We start from the raw sequence: 15,812 nt of genomic DNA, 5'->3' as shown, positions 1-15,812 counted from the left end.
CCTCGGACCCGACCCGCCGTACCGCCTCGCACCCCCGGAGGGGCCCGTGGACACGCTCGACGTCGCTCGATGGCAGTTCGGCATCACGACCGTCTACCACTTCATCTTCGTCCCGCTCACGATCGGCCTCGCGCCGCTGGTCGCGATCATGCAGACCGCGTGGGTGCGGACCGGCAACGAGCGCTGGCTGCGGCTGACCAAGTTCTTCGGCAAGCTCCTGCTCATCAACTTCGCGATCGGTGTGGCCACCGGGATCGTGCAGGAGTTCCAGTTCGGGATGGCGTGGAGCGAGTACTCCCGCTTCGTCGGCGACGTGTTCGGCGCCCCGCTGGCCATGGAGGCGCTTGCCGCGTTCTTCGTCGAGTCGACGTTCCTCGGCCTGTGGATCTTCGGCTGGGACAAGCTGCCCAAGAAGATCCACCTCGCGTGCATCTGGGCCGTGGCGATCGCCACCAACCTCTCCGCCTTCTTCATCCTGGCGGCCAACTCGTGGATGCAGCACCCCGTCGGCTCGATCTACAACGAGACCACGGGCCGCGCCGAGATGGTCGACATCGGCGCCGTCCTGTCCAACCCCACGGTGCTCGCCGCGTTCCCGCACACCATCGCCGCGGCGTTCCTCACCGCCGGCACCTTCGTCGCGGGCATCGCCGCCTGGTGGATGGTCCGGCTGGTGCGTGCGGGACAGGCCGACAAGGCGCGCGACGTGTACCGGCCGGCGGTCGTCCTGGGCGTGGTCGTCATGCTCGTGTCGGGGGTTGGCGTCGCGCTCTCGGGCGACTGGCAGGCCAAGCTCATGTTCGACCAGCAGCCGATGAAGATGTCGTCGGCCGAGGCGCTGTGCCAGACGACCGAGGGCGGCGCGCCGTTCTCCATCCTGGCCATCGGCGACCTGAGCAACTCCTGCGAGGGCGTGAACCACGTCATCGAGATCCCCGGCCTCACGTCCTTCATGGCCACCGGCGACTTCAACGCTCCCCTGCCCGGCGTCGAGAACCTCCAGGCGGAGTACGAGGAGAAGTACGGGTTCACGGACGACGAGGGCAACCCGATCTCGTACCAGCCGAACCTGCTCGTCACCTACTGGTCGTTCCGGCTCATGATCGGCTTCGGCCTCGGGTCGGCCGCGCTCGCCCTGGTCGCCCTCTGGGTCACCCGCAAGGGCCGGGTCAACGGGAACGTGTGGTTCGGCCGGCTCGGCATCGTCGCGCTGGTCACCCCGTTCCTGGCGTCGTCGTTCGGCTGGATCTTCACCGAGATGGGCCGCCAGCCGTGGGTCGTCGCCCCCAACCCGAACCCGAGCGGCGTGGACGGCGTGTGGCTGCTCACGGCGCGCGGGGTGTCGACGGTGACGAGCACGGGGACGATCCTCACCAGCCTGATCGCGTTCACCCTGCTCTACGGGGTCCTTGCCGTGTTCTGGTACCGCCTGATGCACCGCTACACCATCGAGGGCGTCGCCGACACCGAGCACGACCCCAGCCCGGACAACCCCGACAACGACCCGGACGCAGCCGACCGTCCGCTGTCGTTCGCGTACTGAGCGGAGCCGACGACCATGGAGCTCACGACCGTCTGGTTCATCCTCATCGCCGTCCTGTGGACCGGCTACCTCGTGCTCGAGGGGTTCGACTTCGGTGTCGGCATGCTGCTCGGCCTGCTGTCCCGCGGTGACCGCGCCGCCAAGGACCGCGACCGCCGGGTCATGATCAACACCATCGGCCCGGTCTGGGACGGCAACGAGGTGTGGCTGCTCACGGCCGGCGGCGCGACGTTCGCGGCGTTCCCGGAGTGGTACGCCACGATGTTCTCCGGCTTCTACCTGCCGCTCCTGCTCATCCTGCTCGCGCTGATCGTGCGCGTGGTGTCGTTCGAGTGGCGCGGCAAGATCGACGACGACCGCTGGCGGTCGCTCGCCGACCGGTCGCTGATCGTCGGCTCGTGGGTGCCCGCGGTGCTCTGGGGCGTGGCGTTCGCCAACCTGGTCCGCGGGGTGGAGCTCGACGCCGACCACCAGTACGTGGGCGGGTTCTGGGCTCTGCTCAACCCGTTCGCCCTGCTCGGCGGCGCGACGACGGCCCTAATCTTCCTCACGCACGGTGCGGTGTTCCTCGCGCTGAAGTCGGACGGTGACGTCCGAGCACGCGCCGGGGCGTTCGCCGCGTGGTCGTCGGTGCTGACGCTCGTCGTCGCGGGCGCCTGGGCCGTGTGGGCGCAGCTGGCGTACTCGGTGCCGTGGACGTGGGCCGCGGTCGTGGTCGCCGCCGGGGCGCTCGTCGTCCTGGTCGTCGCCACGCAGCGCCGCAAGGAGGGCCTGGCGTTCAGCGCCTCGGCCGTCGCTATCGTCGCCGCGGTGGTCCTGATCTTCGGCTCGATGTACCCCGACGTGATGCCCGCGTTCGACCCCGCCAACTCGCTGACGGTCACCAACGCGTCGTCGACGAGCTACACGCTCACCGTCATGACGTGGGTGGCCGCGCTGCTCACCCCACTCGTCCTGCTCTACCAGGGCTGGACGTACTGGGTGTTCCGCAAGCGAATCTCCTCGCACCAGATCCCCGCCCACACCGGCCTCACGTTCGAGAAGGTCCCCGCGCTGAACAAGCCGTCCTCCGACCAGTGAGACCGCTCGACCCGCGATTGCTGCGGCACGCCCGCGCGGCCCGGGGGTACGTCGCCCTGACCGCCGCCCTCGGCGTGCTCACGGCGGCGCTGGTGGTCGCGCAGGCGCTGCTGCTGGCGCACACCCTCGGGAACGCGGTGACGGACGGCGCGACCCTGGCGGTGCTGGGTCCGACGATCGCCTGGCTGGCGGCCGTGGTGGTGGTCCGCGCCCTGGTCACCGCGCTGCAGGAGCGCTTCGCGCACCGGGCTGCCACCCGGACCGTCGGCGAGCTGCGCGAGCAGGTGGTGGCGCACGCGGTCGCCCTCGGTCCGCGCTGGCTCGCGACCGGCGAGGGTCCGTCGGTGGTCACGCTGGCCACCCGCGGGCTCGACGCGCTCGAGCCCTACTTCGTGCGGTACCTGCCCCAGCTGGTCCTGGCCGCGACCGTGACGCCCGGGGTCCTGCTCGTCGTGCTCGGGCTGGACTGGGTCTCCGCGGCGATCCTCGTCGTGGTGCTGCCGCTGGTCCCGCTCTTCATGGTGCTCGTCGGCCGGCTGACCCAGGGGCGCTCCGAGCAGGGCCTGGCCAGCATGCAGCGGCTCGGCGCACAGGTGCTCGACCTGCTCGCAGGCCTGCCGACGCTGCGGGCGCACGGACGCGAGCACGGCCCCGGCGCCCGCGTGCGCAGCCTCGGCGACGCGCACCGCCAGGCCACGATGGGGACCCTGCGCATCGCGTTCCTGTCCGGGATGGTCCTCGAGCTGCTCACCACGCTGTCCGTGGCGCTGGTCGCGGTCGGCATCGGGCTGCGGCTGGTGGAGGGCGACCTCGACCTGGTCACCGGCATCGCGGTGCTGGTCCTCGCGCCCGAGGTCTTCCTGCCGCTGCGCCAGGTCGGCATCCAGTTCCACGCGGCGGCCGACGGGGTCGCGGCCGCGGGGCGGGCGTTCGAGGTGCTGGAGACGCCGGTCCCGCCGGCCGGGACGCGGACCGCCCCCGACCTGCGCACCGCGACGCTGCGGCTCGACGGCGTCGGCGTCGCCGGCACGCCAGTCGACCTCGACCTGGTGCTGCGGCCGGGCACCGTCGTGGCGCTGACGGGACCGAGCGGCGTCGGCAAGACGACCGCGCTGGAGGTCGCCCTCGGGCTGCTGCGCCCCGACACCGGCCGCGCGTCGATCGACGGCATCGACCTGGAAGACGTCGACCCGGCCTCGCTGTGGGCGCAGGTCACGTGGCTCCCCCAGCGCCCGGTGCTCGAGCCCGGGACGATCGCGCAGCTGGTCGGGGGCGACGAGGCCTCGCGTGCGACCGCGGCCGGGCTCACCGGCCTCGACGCCGTGCTCGTGGACCTCCCGCTCGGCTGGGAGACGCCGCTCGGTCGCGGTGGTGAGGGCCTCAGCCTCGGCCAGCGCCAGCGCGTCGCTCTCACCCGCACGCTGCTGTCTCCGACCCCGCTCGTCGTCCTCGACGAGCCGACGGCCCACCTGGACGCGGCCGGCGAGCAGGTCGTGCTCGACACCGTGCGGGCGCTGCGGGACGCGGGCCGGACCGTGCTGCTCGTGGCCCACCGGCACTCGCTCGTCGCGGCCGCCGACGACGTCGTACGGGTGCGCTCCGCCGCGGAGGTGCTCGCGTGACGCGCGGGACGCTCCGGCGCGCGATCCGGCTCCTGGACATCGATCCGCGACGCCTCGCGCTCGCGCTGCTGCTCGGGACGCTCGCGCTCGGCTGCGGGGTCGCGCTGGCCGCCGTGTCCGCGTGGCTGATCGCGCGCGCCTCGCAGATGCCGCCCGTGCTCCAGCTGTCGGTCGCCACCGTCGCGGTGCGGGCGTTCGGCATCGGGCGCGGGGTGCTGCGGTACCTCGAGCGCCTGGTGTCCCACGACGTCGCCCTGCGCGGCATGACCGAGCTGCGCACCACGCTGTACCAGCGGCTCGCGGTGGCCCGGCCCGACACCCTCCTGCGGCTGCGGCGCGGCGACCTGCTGGCCCGCGTCGGTGCGGACGTCGACACGGTGGGGGACGTCGTCGTCCGTGGCCTGCTGCCGGCCGGGGTCGCGACGCTGCTCGGTGCGGGGACCGTCCTCGCGATGTGCGCGTTCTGGCCGCCGGCCGGGCTGGCGCTCGCCGGCTGCCTCCTGCTCGCCGGGGTCGCGGCGCCCCTGATCGCGGCACGCGCCGCGCGGACCACCGAGGCCCTCGCCCTGCAGAGCCGCGCCGACATGACGGCCACCGCCCTCGGCCTGCTCGACGACACCGGCCCGCTGCGGGTGGCCGGGCGTGCGGCCGACGAGCTCGCCGCTCTGCGGGAGGCCGACCGTCGTCTGGCGACGGCCACCGACGCGGGTGCCGGTGCGGCTGCGGTCGCGGCGGGGCTCGGCCAGCTCGCCATCGGCATCGCCGTGCTCGTCGCGCTGGTCACCGGCGTGCCGGCGGTCGGCGCCGGGCTCCTGTCCCCCGTCGAGCTCGCCGTGATCGTCCTGACGCCCCTGGCCGCGTTCGAGGCGACGTCGCTGCTGCCCGCCGCGGCGATCCAGGTGCAGCGGTCGCGCGCGGCGGCTGCCCGGATCCTCGCCCTGCTCGACGCGCCGACGGACCCCGACCCGACCGACCGCGGCACCGCCGGTCCCCCGCTCGTCGCCGCCGGCGTCGCCGCCGGCTGGCCGGGCGCGCCGACCGTGCTCGAGGGGCTCGACCTGGACCTGCGCGCCGGCCGGTCGGTGGCCGTCGTCGGACCGTCCGGCACCGGCAAGACGACCACCCTCCTGACCCTGGCCGGGCTGCTCCCCCGCCGCGGCGGATCGCTCGCGCTCGGCGGGCACGACGTCGACCACCTCGCCCGCGAGACCGTCGTCGGCGCCGTGGTGGTCGGCACGGAGGACGCGCACGTGTTCGGCACCACCGTGCTCGAGAACCTGCGGGTCGCCCGCGGTGACGTGACCGAGGCGGAGGCGGAGGCCGTCCTGGTCCGCGTCGGGCTGGGTGACTGGCTCGCCGGGCTGCCGGACGGGCTCGACACGCTCCTGGGCCCGGACGCCCGCACGGTGTCCGGTGGGGAGCGACGACGCCTGCTCGTCGCCCGCGCGCTGCTGTCCCCGGCCGAGCTGCTGCTCGTCGACGAGCCTGCCGAGCACCTGGACCCGGACCGCGCGGACGCCCTGGTCACCGACCTGCTGGGCGACCCTCGCGGGGTCGTCGTCGTCACCCACCGGCTCACCCCGCTCGGCGCCGCCGACGAGGTGCTCTGGCTCGACGGCGGGCGGATCCGGGCGCGCGGGACGCACGAGCAGCTGGCCGCGTCGGCGCCCGGCTACCGTGAGCTGCTGGACCGCGAACGTGCGGACGACGAGACGGAGGCCGAGCGTGCGCGATGAGACACCCGGTGGCCGGCTCACCGAGGTGCCGGACTCAGCCCTCCCCCTGACCGGCGACGGCCTGACCGACCTCCTCGGCGCCATCCTCGCGGTGGCCAGCGAGCTGGAGCTGGCCACGGTGCTCGAGCGGTTCGTGCAGGTCAGCGCCGAGCTCACCGGCGCGCGGTACGGCGCCCTCAACGTGCTCGACGGTCACGGCACCTCCACCACCTTCGTGTTCACCGGCGTCCCCACCGCCGTCGCCGGTGCCCTGCGGACGGCACCGCACGCGCAGGGAGTCCTCGGCCAGATCCCGGAGACGGGCGTGCTGCGTCTGGACGACCTTCGTGAGCACCCTGCGTTCCGCGGGTTCCCGCGCGAGCACCCGCCGATGGGCTCCTTCCTCGGCGCCTCCGTGCGCGTCGGCCCCCGGGTGTTCGGCCAGCTCTATCTGTCCGAGAAGGCCGGCGGCTTCACGCAGGCCGACGAGGACGTCGTGGTCGCCCTGGCCGCGGCCGCGGGCGTGGCCGTCGCGAACGCGCAGCTGTACGCGGAGGCCGAGCGGCGCGAGCACTGGCTGCGCGCCGGGCAGGACATCACGACCATGCTCCTGGAGGGCATCGACGAGGAGGAGGCACTCGACCACATCGCGGCCACCGCCCTCGAGCTCGCCGGCGCCGACACCGCCGCGCTGGCCCTTCCCGGCGTCGGCGGGGAGCTGCTGATCGAGCTCGCCGTGGGGTACGAGAGCGAGCGCATCCTCGGCGCGCGGATGCCCATGGGCGGACGCGCCTGGACGGTGATGACGGAGGGCAAGGGCCTGCTCACGCCCTCCCTGTCGGCGGCCCGGACCGTCGCGGTGCCGGTCATGCGCTCGTTCGGGCCCGCGCTCTACGCACCGTTGCGGTCCTCGGGGCAGGACATGGGGGTGCTGATCCTCCTGCGCAAGATCGGCGCCACCCCGTTCGACGAGAGCGACCTGGCGACCGCCGAGTCGTTCGCCGCGCAGGCCGCGCTCGCGTACGTGCTGGCCGGCGCCCGGCACGCCCAGGACCTGGCCTCGCTCCTGGACGAGCGCGAGCGGATCGCCCGCGACCTGCACGACCTCGCCATCCAGCAGCTGTTCGCCACCGGCATGCAGCTGGAGACCGTGCGCCGCCGGGCGGCCCGCGGCGTGGACGCGACCGAGCTGACCGGGATCGTCGACGACGCCCTCGACAACGTGGACGCCTCCGTGCGCCAGATCCGGCAGATCGTGCACGAGCTGCACGACCCCGACGCCGCCTCCGGGCTCGTCGAGCGGCTGCGCCGGGAGGCGTCCCTCGCGCGCACCGGCCTCGGCTTCGCGCCCTCGTTCGTGGTCAGCCTCGACGGCGAGGCGCTCGTCGACGGCGGCGTCGAGGAGGACCAGTTCGACGAGCGGGTGGGTCAGGCGCTGGCGTCCGACGTGGTGGCGGTGGTCCGCGAGGGACTGGCGAACGCAGCGCGGCACGCGCACGCGTCATCGGTGATCGTGCGGGTGACCGTGCGAGGGACCGGGCCGCTCGGGTTCGTGCTCGTGGAGGTGCAGGACGACGGCGTGGGCTTGCCGCCGCGCCGCGACCGGAGCTCCGGCACCGGCAACCTCGTCTCCCGTGCGCGCCAGCACCGCGGGACGTTCAGCCTCGGCACCCCGCCCGACGGACGCGGCACGCTCCTGACGTGGGAGGCCCCGCTCGGCTGAGCGGCAGCCCGTGCGTCAGTGACCCGGCTCGGCCCGCCAGCCGGCGTGCTTGCGCGACGCGACCCAGGCCGCCACCTGCGTCCGGCGCTGCAGCCCCATCTTGGCCAGCAGCGACGTGATGTGGTTCTTGACGGTCTTCTCCACGACGCCCAGACGCTCGGCGATCTCCCGGTTGGACAGGCCCTCGCCGATCAGGTCGATCACCCGCAGCTCGCTAGGGGTCAGGCTCTCGGTCGGGTCGTCGTGCCCGGCCTTGCGGCGCGTGACCGTCCGCTCGTCGAGCAGGATCCGGCCGGCGGCGACGGCGCGGATGACGTCGGTGATCTCCGCGCCGCGCACGGACTTGAGCAGGTAGGCGGCGGCGCCCGCGTCCAGCGCGGCCGCGAGGGCGTCGTCGTCGTCGAACGAGGTGAGCACGATCGCTCGCGCCGACGGGAGCTGCTCACGCAGGGCGGCGAGCAGCTCGATGCCCGTGCCGTCCGGCAGCTGGAGGTCCACGAGGAGCACCTGCGGACGCACCAGGGCGGCCCGGCGCACGCCGTCGGCCACCGATCCGGCCTCGGCGACGACGGACATGCCGTCCGCCCGGTCGACCACCTCGGCGATCCCGCGCCGGACCACCTCGTGGTCGTCGACGATCATCACAGTGATGGGACCTGCGGAGGCGCTGGAGTGAGGCACCGTGGCATCGTAACGAGCGTGACCACCCTCCTGCTGCCGACCACGCTGTCGGACGAGCCGACTGTTCCCTCCGATGTCCAAATTGTCCGGTACGACGTGGGTGAACCTGTGCCCGACGACGCCCTCGACGCCGACGTTCTGGTGCTCTGGGGCAACGGGCACGAGCAGATGTCCGACGCCGCCCGCCGCCTGACCCGGCTGCGCTGGGTGCAGACGCTCGCCGCCGGCCCCGACGCCACGCTCGCCGCGGGGTTCGCGGACGACGTCGTCATCACCTCCGGACGCGGGTTGCACGACGGCCCGGTGGCCGAGCACACGCTCGCCCTGCTGCTGGCCGCGGCCCGCCGCCTCCCCGACCTGGTGCGCGCTCAGGACGAGCACCGCTGGGCGGGCGAGCTCGGCGGCATGCAGGACACCCGGCCCGGACAGGTGTTCCGCACGCTCGACGGCGCCCGCGTGCTGATCTGGGGCTTCGGGTCGATCGCCGCCCGGCTGGCGCCCCTGCTGGCCGCGCTGGGCGCCCAGGTGACCGGTGTGGCCACGGCCGCCGGTGACCGCCACGGCTTCCCGGTGATCTCGGCGTTCGACCTGCCCGACGAGCTCCCACTGACCGACGTGCTGGTCTCGCTGCTGCCCGCCACCCCGCAGACGCAGCACGCGGTGGGCGCCGACGTGCTCGCGCTCCTGCCTGCGCATGCGTGGGTGGTCAACGTCGGCCGGGGCGCGACGCTCGACGAGGCCGCCCTCCTGGACGCGGTGCGGGCGGGCCGGCTGGCGGGTGCGGCGCTGGACGTGTTCGAGACCGAGCCCCTGCCCGCCGACTCCCCGCTCTGGGACGAGCCCCGCGTGCTGATCAGCCCGCACGCCGCGGGCGGGCGGCCCGTCGGTGCCGGCGAGCTGATCACCGCGAACCTCTCCGCGTACCTGTCGGGCGGCAAGCTCCGCAATGTGGTGCAGCGCTAGAACCGACCGCGTCGTGGGCGCGGCTGGCAGCGCGGGCAGCTGTAGGACGACCGGTTCATGAACTCGTCGCGGCGCACCGGGGTGCCGCAGCGAGGGCACGGCCGACCCTCCTGCCCGTACACGGCGAGCGAGCGGTCGAAGTAGCCGGACGCGCCGTTCACGTTCACGTAGAGCGCGTCGAAGCTGGTCCCGCCCTGGGCCAGCGCCTCGGTCATCACCGCCGCCGCACCGTCGAGCGCCCGCACCACCTCGGCGCGGCGCAGGGTCTCGGTCGGGCGCGCGTAGTGCAGCTGCGCGCGCCAGAGCCCCTCGTCGGCGTAGATGTTCCCGATGCCGGAGACCAGGGTCTGGTCCAGCAGCGCACGCTTGAGGCCGGTCCTGCGCCGACGCACCGCCGCGACCAGCGCGTCGTGGTCCAGCGCCGGGTCCAGCAGGTCGCGGGCGATGTGCGCGACCGGCTCCGGCACCACCGGCAGCGGSGAGCCGAGCCCGCCGGGCGCACCGTCGGGCGTCGGCACCAGGTCGGGGACGCTCAGGTGGCCGAACGTGCGCTGGTCCACGAAGTCCAGGGCGGACCCGTCGTCGAGGTCCAGCCGGACCCGCAGGTGCGGGTGCTCGACGCGGTCGGCGCCGGGCTCGCGCACGAGCAGCTGCCCACTCATCCCCAGGTGCGCCAGCAGGGCGTCGTCCCCCTCGTCCAGCAGGAGCCAGAGGAACTTGCCGCGCCGGACCGCCGCATCGAGCCGCCGCCCGCGCAGCCGACCCGCGAAGTCGAGGGGACCGTCGACGTGCCGTCGGACGCTGTAGTCGCGGCGCACCTCGACCGCCGTGACCGTGCGACCGAGCACATGTCGTGCGAGCCCGTCGCGGACGGTCTCGACCTCGGGCAGCTCCGGCACGTCAGGGCAGCGGCAGCGCGGCGAGCACCCGGTAGGCGTCCGCGGCTGCGTCCTGCTCGGCGAGCTTCTTGGCCGGTCCCACCCCGACGCCGCGCGGCTGCCCCGCGACCACCGCGCGGGCGGTGAAGGTGCGGGAGTGGTCGGGGCCCTCGCCGGTCACCTCGTAGCTGGGCGCGCCGAGCCCCAGGGCAGCGGACAGCTCCTGCAGCGAGGTCTTCCAGTCGAGGCCGGCACCGAGCCCCGCAGCAGCCTCGAGCGAGGGGCCGACCAGCCGTTCGACGAGCGTGCGTGCCGTCTCCACGCCGTGGCTGAGGTAGACGGCGCCGAACACCGCCTCGAGCGTGTCGGACAGGATCGAGTCCTTGTCCGGCCCACCGGTCGACAGCTCGCCCTTCCCCAGCAGCACGTAGCTGCCCAGGTCGAGGTCCCGCGCGACGACCGCGAGCGCGCGCTGCGACACCGTGGCGGCCCGCATCTTCGCGAGCGCGCCCTCCGGCAGGTCCGGGTGCGCGCGGTAGAGCCGCTCGGTGACCACCAGTCCGAGCACCGCGTCGCCGAGGAACTCGAGGCGCTCGTTGGTGGGGATGCCACCGGCCTCGTGCGCGAACGAGCGGTGGGTCAGGGCAAGCACGAGAAGCTCGGGGTCCAGGTGGACCCCGAGCTTCTCGAGAAGTTCTGCCGCGGCACTCACGCCGGTCCTCCGGTCATCGAATGCCCCACGGCGGACGAGCTGGGCTCAAGGAGCCGCAAGCTCAGCCTCAGCGGACCTCGAACTCGGTCCGCACGGCCTCGGCGTAGGCACGGTCCTTGTAGGTACCGCACGACGGGCAGGCCGTGTGCGGCATCTTGTTGGCCTTGCACTGCGGGCAGGTGTGGAGCGTCGTGGCAGTGGTCTTCCACTGCGACCGACGCGCACGGGTGTTGCTGCGCGACATCTTGCGCTTCGGAACAGCCACGGCTAGCTCTCTTTCGTCTCGTCGTTCGAGCCCACGAGGCCGCCCAGAGCGGCCCAGCGAGGATCAAGCGTCTCATGCGAGTGGTCAGGGTCGTCCGCCAGTCGCGCTCCACACTCGGAGCACAGGCCGGGGCAGTCGGGACGGCACAGCGGCTGGAACGGCAGAGCCGGCACGACCGTGTCCCGCAGCGCAGGCTCGAGGTCGACCAGGTCGCCCTCCAGCTCGCGCACGTCCTCCTCGTCGTCGCCGTCCTCGACCGCGACCGCCGCGCGCTCGGGGTACACGTACAGCTCCGTGAGCGAGACGTCGACATCCTCGACGACCTCACCCAGGCAGCGCACGCACTCCCCGATCGCCCGACCACGGACGGATCCGGTGACCAGGACCCCCTCCATGACTGCCTCGAGCCGCAGATCCAGCTCGACGTCAGCCCCGGTGGGGATGCCGATCACATCCGTCCCGAGATCTTCCGGGGCACCCACGGTGCGCTGCACGGTCCTCGTCGATCCCGGACGTCGACCGAGCTCGTGCGAATCGAGCACGAAGGGCGAACGGGGATCGAGGTGAACAGGGCGCGGCACGGCCAGGGTCCCCTCGTTGATCTCGGTACGGCCATGAGCGGCAGAACCAACGGATCACTCTACGGCACAGGTCAGGGGCCGCCCAAATCCTCCGCGAGTGGCGCAGGTCTCACCTCTCGACCTGCTCAGCCCTCGTCGACGCCGAGCCGTCCCGCCAGCTTGGCCCGGCCCGCCTGCACCTGGCTGAGGACCTTGCCGAGATCGATCTCGAAGTCCGCCAGCCGGCGGTCGCAGTAGTCGTCCGCCTCTCGCTGCAGCCGCTCCGCGGTCTCCTCGGCATCGGCGACCACCTGGGCCGCGCGCTCCCGCGCCGCGACCACGACGGCCTCCTGGTCGACGAGCGCCGCCGCCTGCGCGCGCGCCTGCGCCAGCAGGGCATCGGCGTCCGCCTGCGCGACCGAGCGGGCGGCGTCGGCGTCGGCCAGCACCTCGTCGGCGCGCGAGAGCTGGCTGGGCAGGACGTCACGCGCCTGGTCCACGAGGTCGAGCAGCTCGGCGCGGTTCACCAGCACCGAGGACGACATCGGCATCGCCCGCGCGTTCGTGACCGCCGAGGCGATCGCGTCCAGCACGCCGGTCAGGCCCTCGGGCCGAGTCGTCGGATCCTCGTCGGTCATCCTGCGTCCCCTCCTCGAAGTGCTGCACGTACCGCGTGGGCGACCGGCCCGGGCACGAGGTCGTCGATCGGCCCGCCGTACCGTGCCACGTCCTTGACCAGCGACGACGCGATGTGGGCCAGCGCCTGGTCACCGACGACGAACACCGTCTCGACACCCGACAGGTGCCGGTTCATGAGTGCCATCGGCAGCTCGGCGTCGAAGTCGGCCCCACCGCGCAGGCCCTTGACCACCGCGACCGCACCCACCGTACGGACGAAGTCGGCGAGCAGCCCGTCGACAGCCTCGACCCGCACGCCGTCCACGTCCGAGAACACGTCGCGCGCGAGGGCGACCCGATGCTCGACGGGCAGGAACGAGGACTTGGTGGAGTTGCGGGCGACGCCGACGACGACCTCGTCGAACATCGAGCGGGCGCGTCGGATCACGTCGACGTGACCGAGCGTGAGGGGGTCGAACGACCCGGGGCAGACGGCGGTGGTCACCTGGTCAGGGTAGGCCAGGCTCCGCGTCCGGCCACGGGGACGCGGCCGTGGCGGGTGCTCAGGCCTGCGCGCTGTCCGTGAGCTCCGCGAACCACATGACGGTGTCCCCGTACGCGCGCCGGTCGAACCGGACCAGCGTCGGCGGCCAGGTGGGCTCCGGGGTGCGGGACGCCCGCTCGACGACGACGACCCCGTGGCCGGACAGGGCCGACCCGACCCCGGCCAGCACGCCCCCCAGGTCGGCCTCCGCCAGGTCGTACGGCGGGTCGATGAGCACCAGGTCCCACGGCGCCGACGGAGCCCGCAGCGCGAACCGCTCGGCCTTCTCCGCGACCACCTCCATGGTTCCCGCCAGCCCGAGGGTCGTCACGTTGCGGCGGCACACCTCGGCGGCGTCCCGGGCGGCCTCGACCAGGGTCACGTGCGCGGCGCCGCGGCTGGCGGCCTCGATCCCGAGCGCGCCCGAGCCCGCGTACAGGTCGAGCACACGGGCTCCGTCGACCACGTCGAGGTGCTCCAGCCGCGAGAAGAGGGCCTCCCGCACGCGCTCGCTCGTCGGCCGGGTCCCGGCGCGCGGCACCTGGAGCACGCGACCGCCGACCGACCCCGCGACGATGCGGGTCACCGGCGCGCTCCCGCCCGCTCCTGCTCCTGGGCGTCCATCAGGGTCTCCATCAGGGACCGCGTGCGGATCGACGAAGCGACCGCCACGGCGATGACCGACAGGATGATCTGGGTGTAGAGCAGGGTCGCGTTCACCGTCCGCAGCAGCACCGCGATCCAGACCGGCAGCAGGCAGAGCACGACGAGGTCCGGGCCGCGCGCGAGCACCGTGGCGACGCCCGTGGGCAGCGCGCCCATCGGGGTCGACACGAGGGCACCTCCCCAGTCGGGTGCGGGCCGGTACGAGGCGCGGACGGCCGCCGCTGCCCAGACCGGCGTGGAGGCCAGCCCGAGCGCGATCCAGCCGGGCACGTCGGACGCCCACCGGCCCACCGCGGCGAACGCGACGACGGACCACAGGGCCATCGCCGCCGCCGGCACGACCATGCGCAGCCGACGGACCGTCTTGGCGTCGATGGGCAGCAGCCGGTCGAGGATCGGGGCCATCTCGGCACGCCGGGCGCCCTCACCGGTCGCACTCATCGCCACCGACCCCGCGACGAGCAGGGCCAGCAGGACCCCGACGGAGCTGGCCAGCTGCGGGACGGTGCTCACCAGCACCGGGACGAGGGCCGCGACCACGAGCTGCACCACGTGCCGGGCGGACCGGCGCAGCACCACCACATCGGCCGTGATCAGCGCGGACACCGGCCCGCGGGCCGTGCGGAGCCGCGAGACCCACCGCCGCACCGGCGCGGCGGCACCGTCCGTCAGCGCGCGGCCGAGCTCGCGGGAGTCCATCGACACGACGGCGCCGACCGCCTGGGTGGCCACCGAGCCGCTCTCGCGCAGGCTCCGGGCGGGCATCCGCCCGAGCCGCCGGTCGACCACCACCGCGAGCAGCGTGACGACCGGGACGAGCGCGGCGACGAACCACCACGGGGCTCCGGGCACCTCGTCCACCGACCAGCCGACGCGCGCGAGGATCACCGCCGCGACGGGGGCGAGGAAGAGCAGCACGTCGCCGGCCAGCGCGATCGAGCGTCGCGACACGCTCGCCGACTGCCCCACCGCCGCGACCAGCACGATCCCGGCGGCCACCAGGGCCGCGGTCGCCGCCACCCGCGCGACGCGCAGTCCCGGATCCGCGAGCAGGCCGGCGTCCAGGAGCGCGACGAGCACCGCACCGACGAATCCCGCGAGCAGGGGCAGCCGGCGCGCGGCAGGGCGCAGGAGCCCGCGGCGGTCGACCGGGAGACCGAGCCACCAGGCCGCCTCCGCTCCCCCGGCGCCGACCGGTCCCAGCCGGCCGGCGAGCGAGAGGAGCGCCCCCGCCAGCGCCACGATGATGACGACGACGAGCGTGGCCAGGCTCAGCGAGAGCGGCGCCTCGACGTCCGGGGACGGCGGCAGCGACGCGCGCATGGCCTGCGCGAAGCCGAGCGCCAGACCGACGCTGATCGCGATGCTGATCACCGCGTAGTAGACGCTGGACAGCAGGTCGCCGATGTTCGCCCCGCCGCGGGCGTTCGCGGCCTGGGCGGTGAAGCGTCGGATGCTCTTGGCGGACGGGACGTCACCGAGGTCGAACGGCTGGACCGCCGGCTCGTCGTCGTGGGTGCCGACGGTGTCGGTCACGGGTTCTCCCGCGCGATGAGATCGGCCGCCTGGTCCGTCGGGAGCACGCGCGTCACGTCGTCGGCCACGTGCACCGCCCGGTCGGCGACCGCACGGAGCAGGTCCGGGTCGTGCGTGGCCAGCAGGACGGCACCGCCCGACTGCTTCTCCGCGACGATGCGCGCGGCCAACCGGTCGCGCATCGCCCGGTCGAGCCGCTGCTCGGGCTCGTCGAGGACGAGGAGCGACCGCGGCCGGACGAACCCCGCAGCGAGCAGCAGGCGGCGCCGCTGCCCCGAGGACAGGGCGACGGGCAGGGACTTGGCGTGGTCGGTCAGGCCGAACTCGGCGAGCAGCCCCGCGACCACGTCCTGCGCGCCGTGCACCCCGTGCCCGCGGGCGGTCAGGTACAGGTGCTCGGAGACCGTGAGTGCCGGGAAGTACGCGTCGTCGTCCAGGACGCTGGCCACCTTGGTGCGGAACCCGACGTCCCGCTCGTCGACCGGCCCGCCGAACACCTGCAGCGACCCGCCCGACGGTTCGAGCAGCCCGATCACGGCGCGCAGCACGGTGGACTTCCCCGAACCGTTGGCGCCGACGAGGGCGACGACCTTGCCGGGCGCCAGCGTGAACGTCACGGGTGCGCACACGGGCGCCCCGCCGTAGCCGACGAGCAGGTCCTGGGCGCGGATGACGGGCTTCGACACGTGCGTCAGGGTATCCGCCG

At 73.9% G+C, this 15,812-nt stretch carries 16 protein-coding genes; 6 read left to right on the top strand and 10 right to left on the bottom strand.

All coding sequences use genetic code 11. The features are described 5' to 3' along the window. The first annotated feature begins 46 nt into the window (after positions 1-46). From ASD18_RS09690 to ASD18_RS09670, 5 genes are read left to right on the top strand one after another with little or no spacing between them, the layout of a single operon-like run. Complete coding sequence (locus ASD18_RS09690; RefSeq protein WP_056089897.1) at positions 47-1,543, top strand: cytochrome ubiquinol oxidase subunit I; 1,497 nt, start codon at positions 47-49, stop codon at positions 1,541-1,543. A 15-nt stretch (positions 1,544-1,558) separates the two neighbouring features. Then, the gene (gene cydB, locus ASD18_RS09685; protein ID WP_056089893.1) at positions 1,559-2,623 is read left to right on the top strand and encodes a cytochrome d ubiquinol oxidase subunit II; all 1,065 of its coding nucleotides are present in this window, start codon (positions 1,559-1,561) and stop codon (positions 2,621-2,623) included. Then, positions 2,620-4,245 carry a thiol reductant ABC exporter subunit CydD gene (gene cydD, locus ASD18_RS09680; protein WP_056089891.1) on the top strand — a complete coding sequence of 542 codons (1,626 nt, stop codon included), beginning with the start codon at positions 2,620-2,622 and terminating at the stop codon, positions 4,243-4,245. Before cydB ends, cydD begins: the two co-directional genes overlap by 4 nt. Beyond that, entirely contained in the window at positions 4,242-5,981 is a 1,740-nt protein-coding gene (gene cydC / locus ASD18_RS09675; protein WP_056089888.1) for a thiol reductant ABC exporter subunit CydC, read from the top strand. Before cydD ends, cydC begins: the two co-directional genes overlap by 4 nt. Continuing rightward, positions 5,971-7,683 (top strand): GAF domain-containing protein, encoded by a 1,713-nt coding sequence (locus ASD18_RS09670; protein ID WP_235522311.1) that lies wholly within the window; start codon positions 5,971-5,973, stop codon positions 7,681-7,683. Before cydC ends, ASD18_RS09670 begins: the two co-directional genes overlap by 11 nt. Before the next feature lie 15 nt (positions 7,684-7,698). Here ASD18_RS09670 and ASD18_RS09665 read toward each other — a convergent pair whose 3' ends face one another. Beyond that, the gene (locus ASD18_RS09665) at positions 7,699-8,325 is read right to left on the bottom strand and encodes a response regulator transcription factor (RefSeq protein ID WP_056089886.1); all 627 of its coding nucleotides are present in this window, start codon (positions 8,323-8,325) and stop codon (positions 7,699-7,701) included. Positions 8,326-8,382: 57 nt separating this feature from the next. Here ASD18_RS09665 and ASD18_RS09660 point away from each other — a divergent pair, with 57 nt between their 5' ends. Next, positions 8,383-9,327: an NAD(P)-dependent oxidoreductase gene (locus ASD18_RS09660; protein WP_235522310.1), complete on the top strand. Its 945-nt coding sequence runs from the start codon at positions 8,383-8,385 to the stop codon at positions 9,325-9,327. Here the strand turns inward: ASD18_RS09660 and mutM are convergent. The 9 genes from mutM to ASD18_RS09615 form a co-directional block, all read right to left on the bottom strand. Continuing rightward, positions 9,324-10,226 (bottom strand): bifunctional DNA-formamidopyrimidine glycosylase/DNA-(apurinic or apyrimidinic site) lyase, encoded by a 903-nt coding sequence (gene mutM, locus ASD18_RS09655; RefSeq protein ID WP_056089884.1) that lies wholly within the window; start codon positions 10,224-10,226, stop codon positions 9,324-9,326. The two genes, ASD18_RS09660 and mutM, sit on opposite strands and share 4 nt — an antisense overlap. Position 10,227: 1 nt before the next feature. Next, on the bottom strand, positions 10,228-10,917 hold the full coding sequence (gene rnc, locus ASD18_RS09650) for a ribonuclease III (RefSeq protein WP_056089882.1): 690 nt from the start codon (positions 10,915-10,917) through the stop codon (positions 10,228-10,230). 67 nt (positions 10,918-10,984) lie between these two features. Next, positions 10,985-11,182 (bottom strand): 50S ribosomal protein L32, encoded by a 198-nt coding sequence (rpmF, locus tag ASD18_RS09645; protein ID WP_055913037.1) that lies wholly within the window; start codon positions 11,180-11,182, stop codon positions 10,985-10,987. A gap of 2 nt (positions 11,183-11,184) precedes the next feature. After that, on the bottom strand, positions 11,185-11,763 hold the full coding sequence (locus ASD18_RS09640) for a DUF177 domain-containing protein (RefSeq protein WP_056089879.1): 579 nt from the start codon (positions 11,761-11,763) through the stop codon (positions 11,185-11,187). A 125-nt stretch (positions 11,764-11,888) separates the two neighbouring features. Then, on the bottom strand, positions 11,889-12,380 hold the full coding sequence (locus tag ASD18_RS09635; RefSeq protein ID WP_056089877.1) for a hypothetical protein: 492 nt from the start codon (positions 12,378-12,380) through the stop codon (positions 11,889-11,891). After that, on the bottom strand, positions 12,377-12,865 hold the full coding sequence (gene coaD / locus ASD18_RS09630; RefSeq protein WP_056089874.1) for a pantetheine-phosphate adenylyltransferase: 489 nt from the start codon (positions 12,863-12,865) through the stop codon (positions 12,377-12,379). Before coaD ends, ASD18_RS09635 begins: the two co-directional genes overlap by 4 nt. 58 nt (positions 12,866-12,923) lie before the next feature. Beyond that, positions 12,924-13,490: a 16S rRNA (guanine(966)-N(2))-methyltransferase RsmD gene (gene rsmD, locus ASD18_RS09625; protein ID WP_056089871.1), complete on the bottom strand. Its 567-nt coding sequence runs from the start codon at positions 13,488-13,490 to the stop codon at positions 12,924-12,926. Next, positions 13,487-15,106, bottom strand: a complete 1,620-nt coding sequence (locus ASD18_RS09620; protein ID WP_056089868.1) for a DUF6297 family protein — start codon at positions 15,104-15,106, stop codon at positions 13,487-13,489. The genes rsmD and ASD18_RS09620 overlap by 4 nt, the downstream gene beginning before the upstream one ends. Continuing rightward, positions 15,103-15,792 carry an ABC transporter ATP-binding protein gene (locus ASD18_RS09615; protein WP_056089865.1) on the bottom strand — a complete coding sequence of 230 codons (690 nt, stop codon included), beginning with the start codon at positions 15,790-15,792 and terminating at the stop codon, positions 15,103-15,105. The genes ASD18_RS09620 and ASD18_RS09615 overlap by 4 nt, the downstream gene beginning before the upstream one ends. Between the last annotated feature and the right edge of the window lie 20 nt (positions 15,793-15,812).

The sequence above is a fragment of the Cellulomonas sp. Root137 genome, assembly GCF_001426725.1.
GTDB lineage: Bacteria > Actinomycetota > Actinomycetes > Actinomycetales > Cellulomonadaceae > Cellulomonas.
This window is presented reverse-complemented; position numbering and strand designations above follow the sequence as displayed.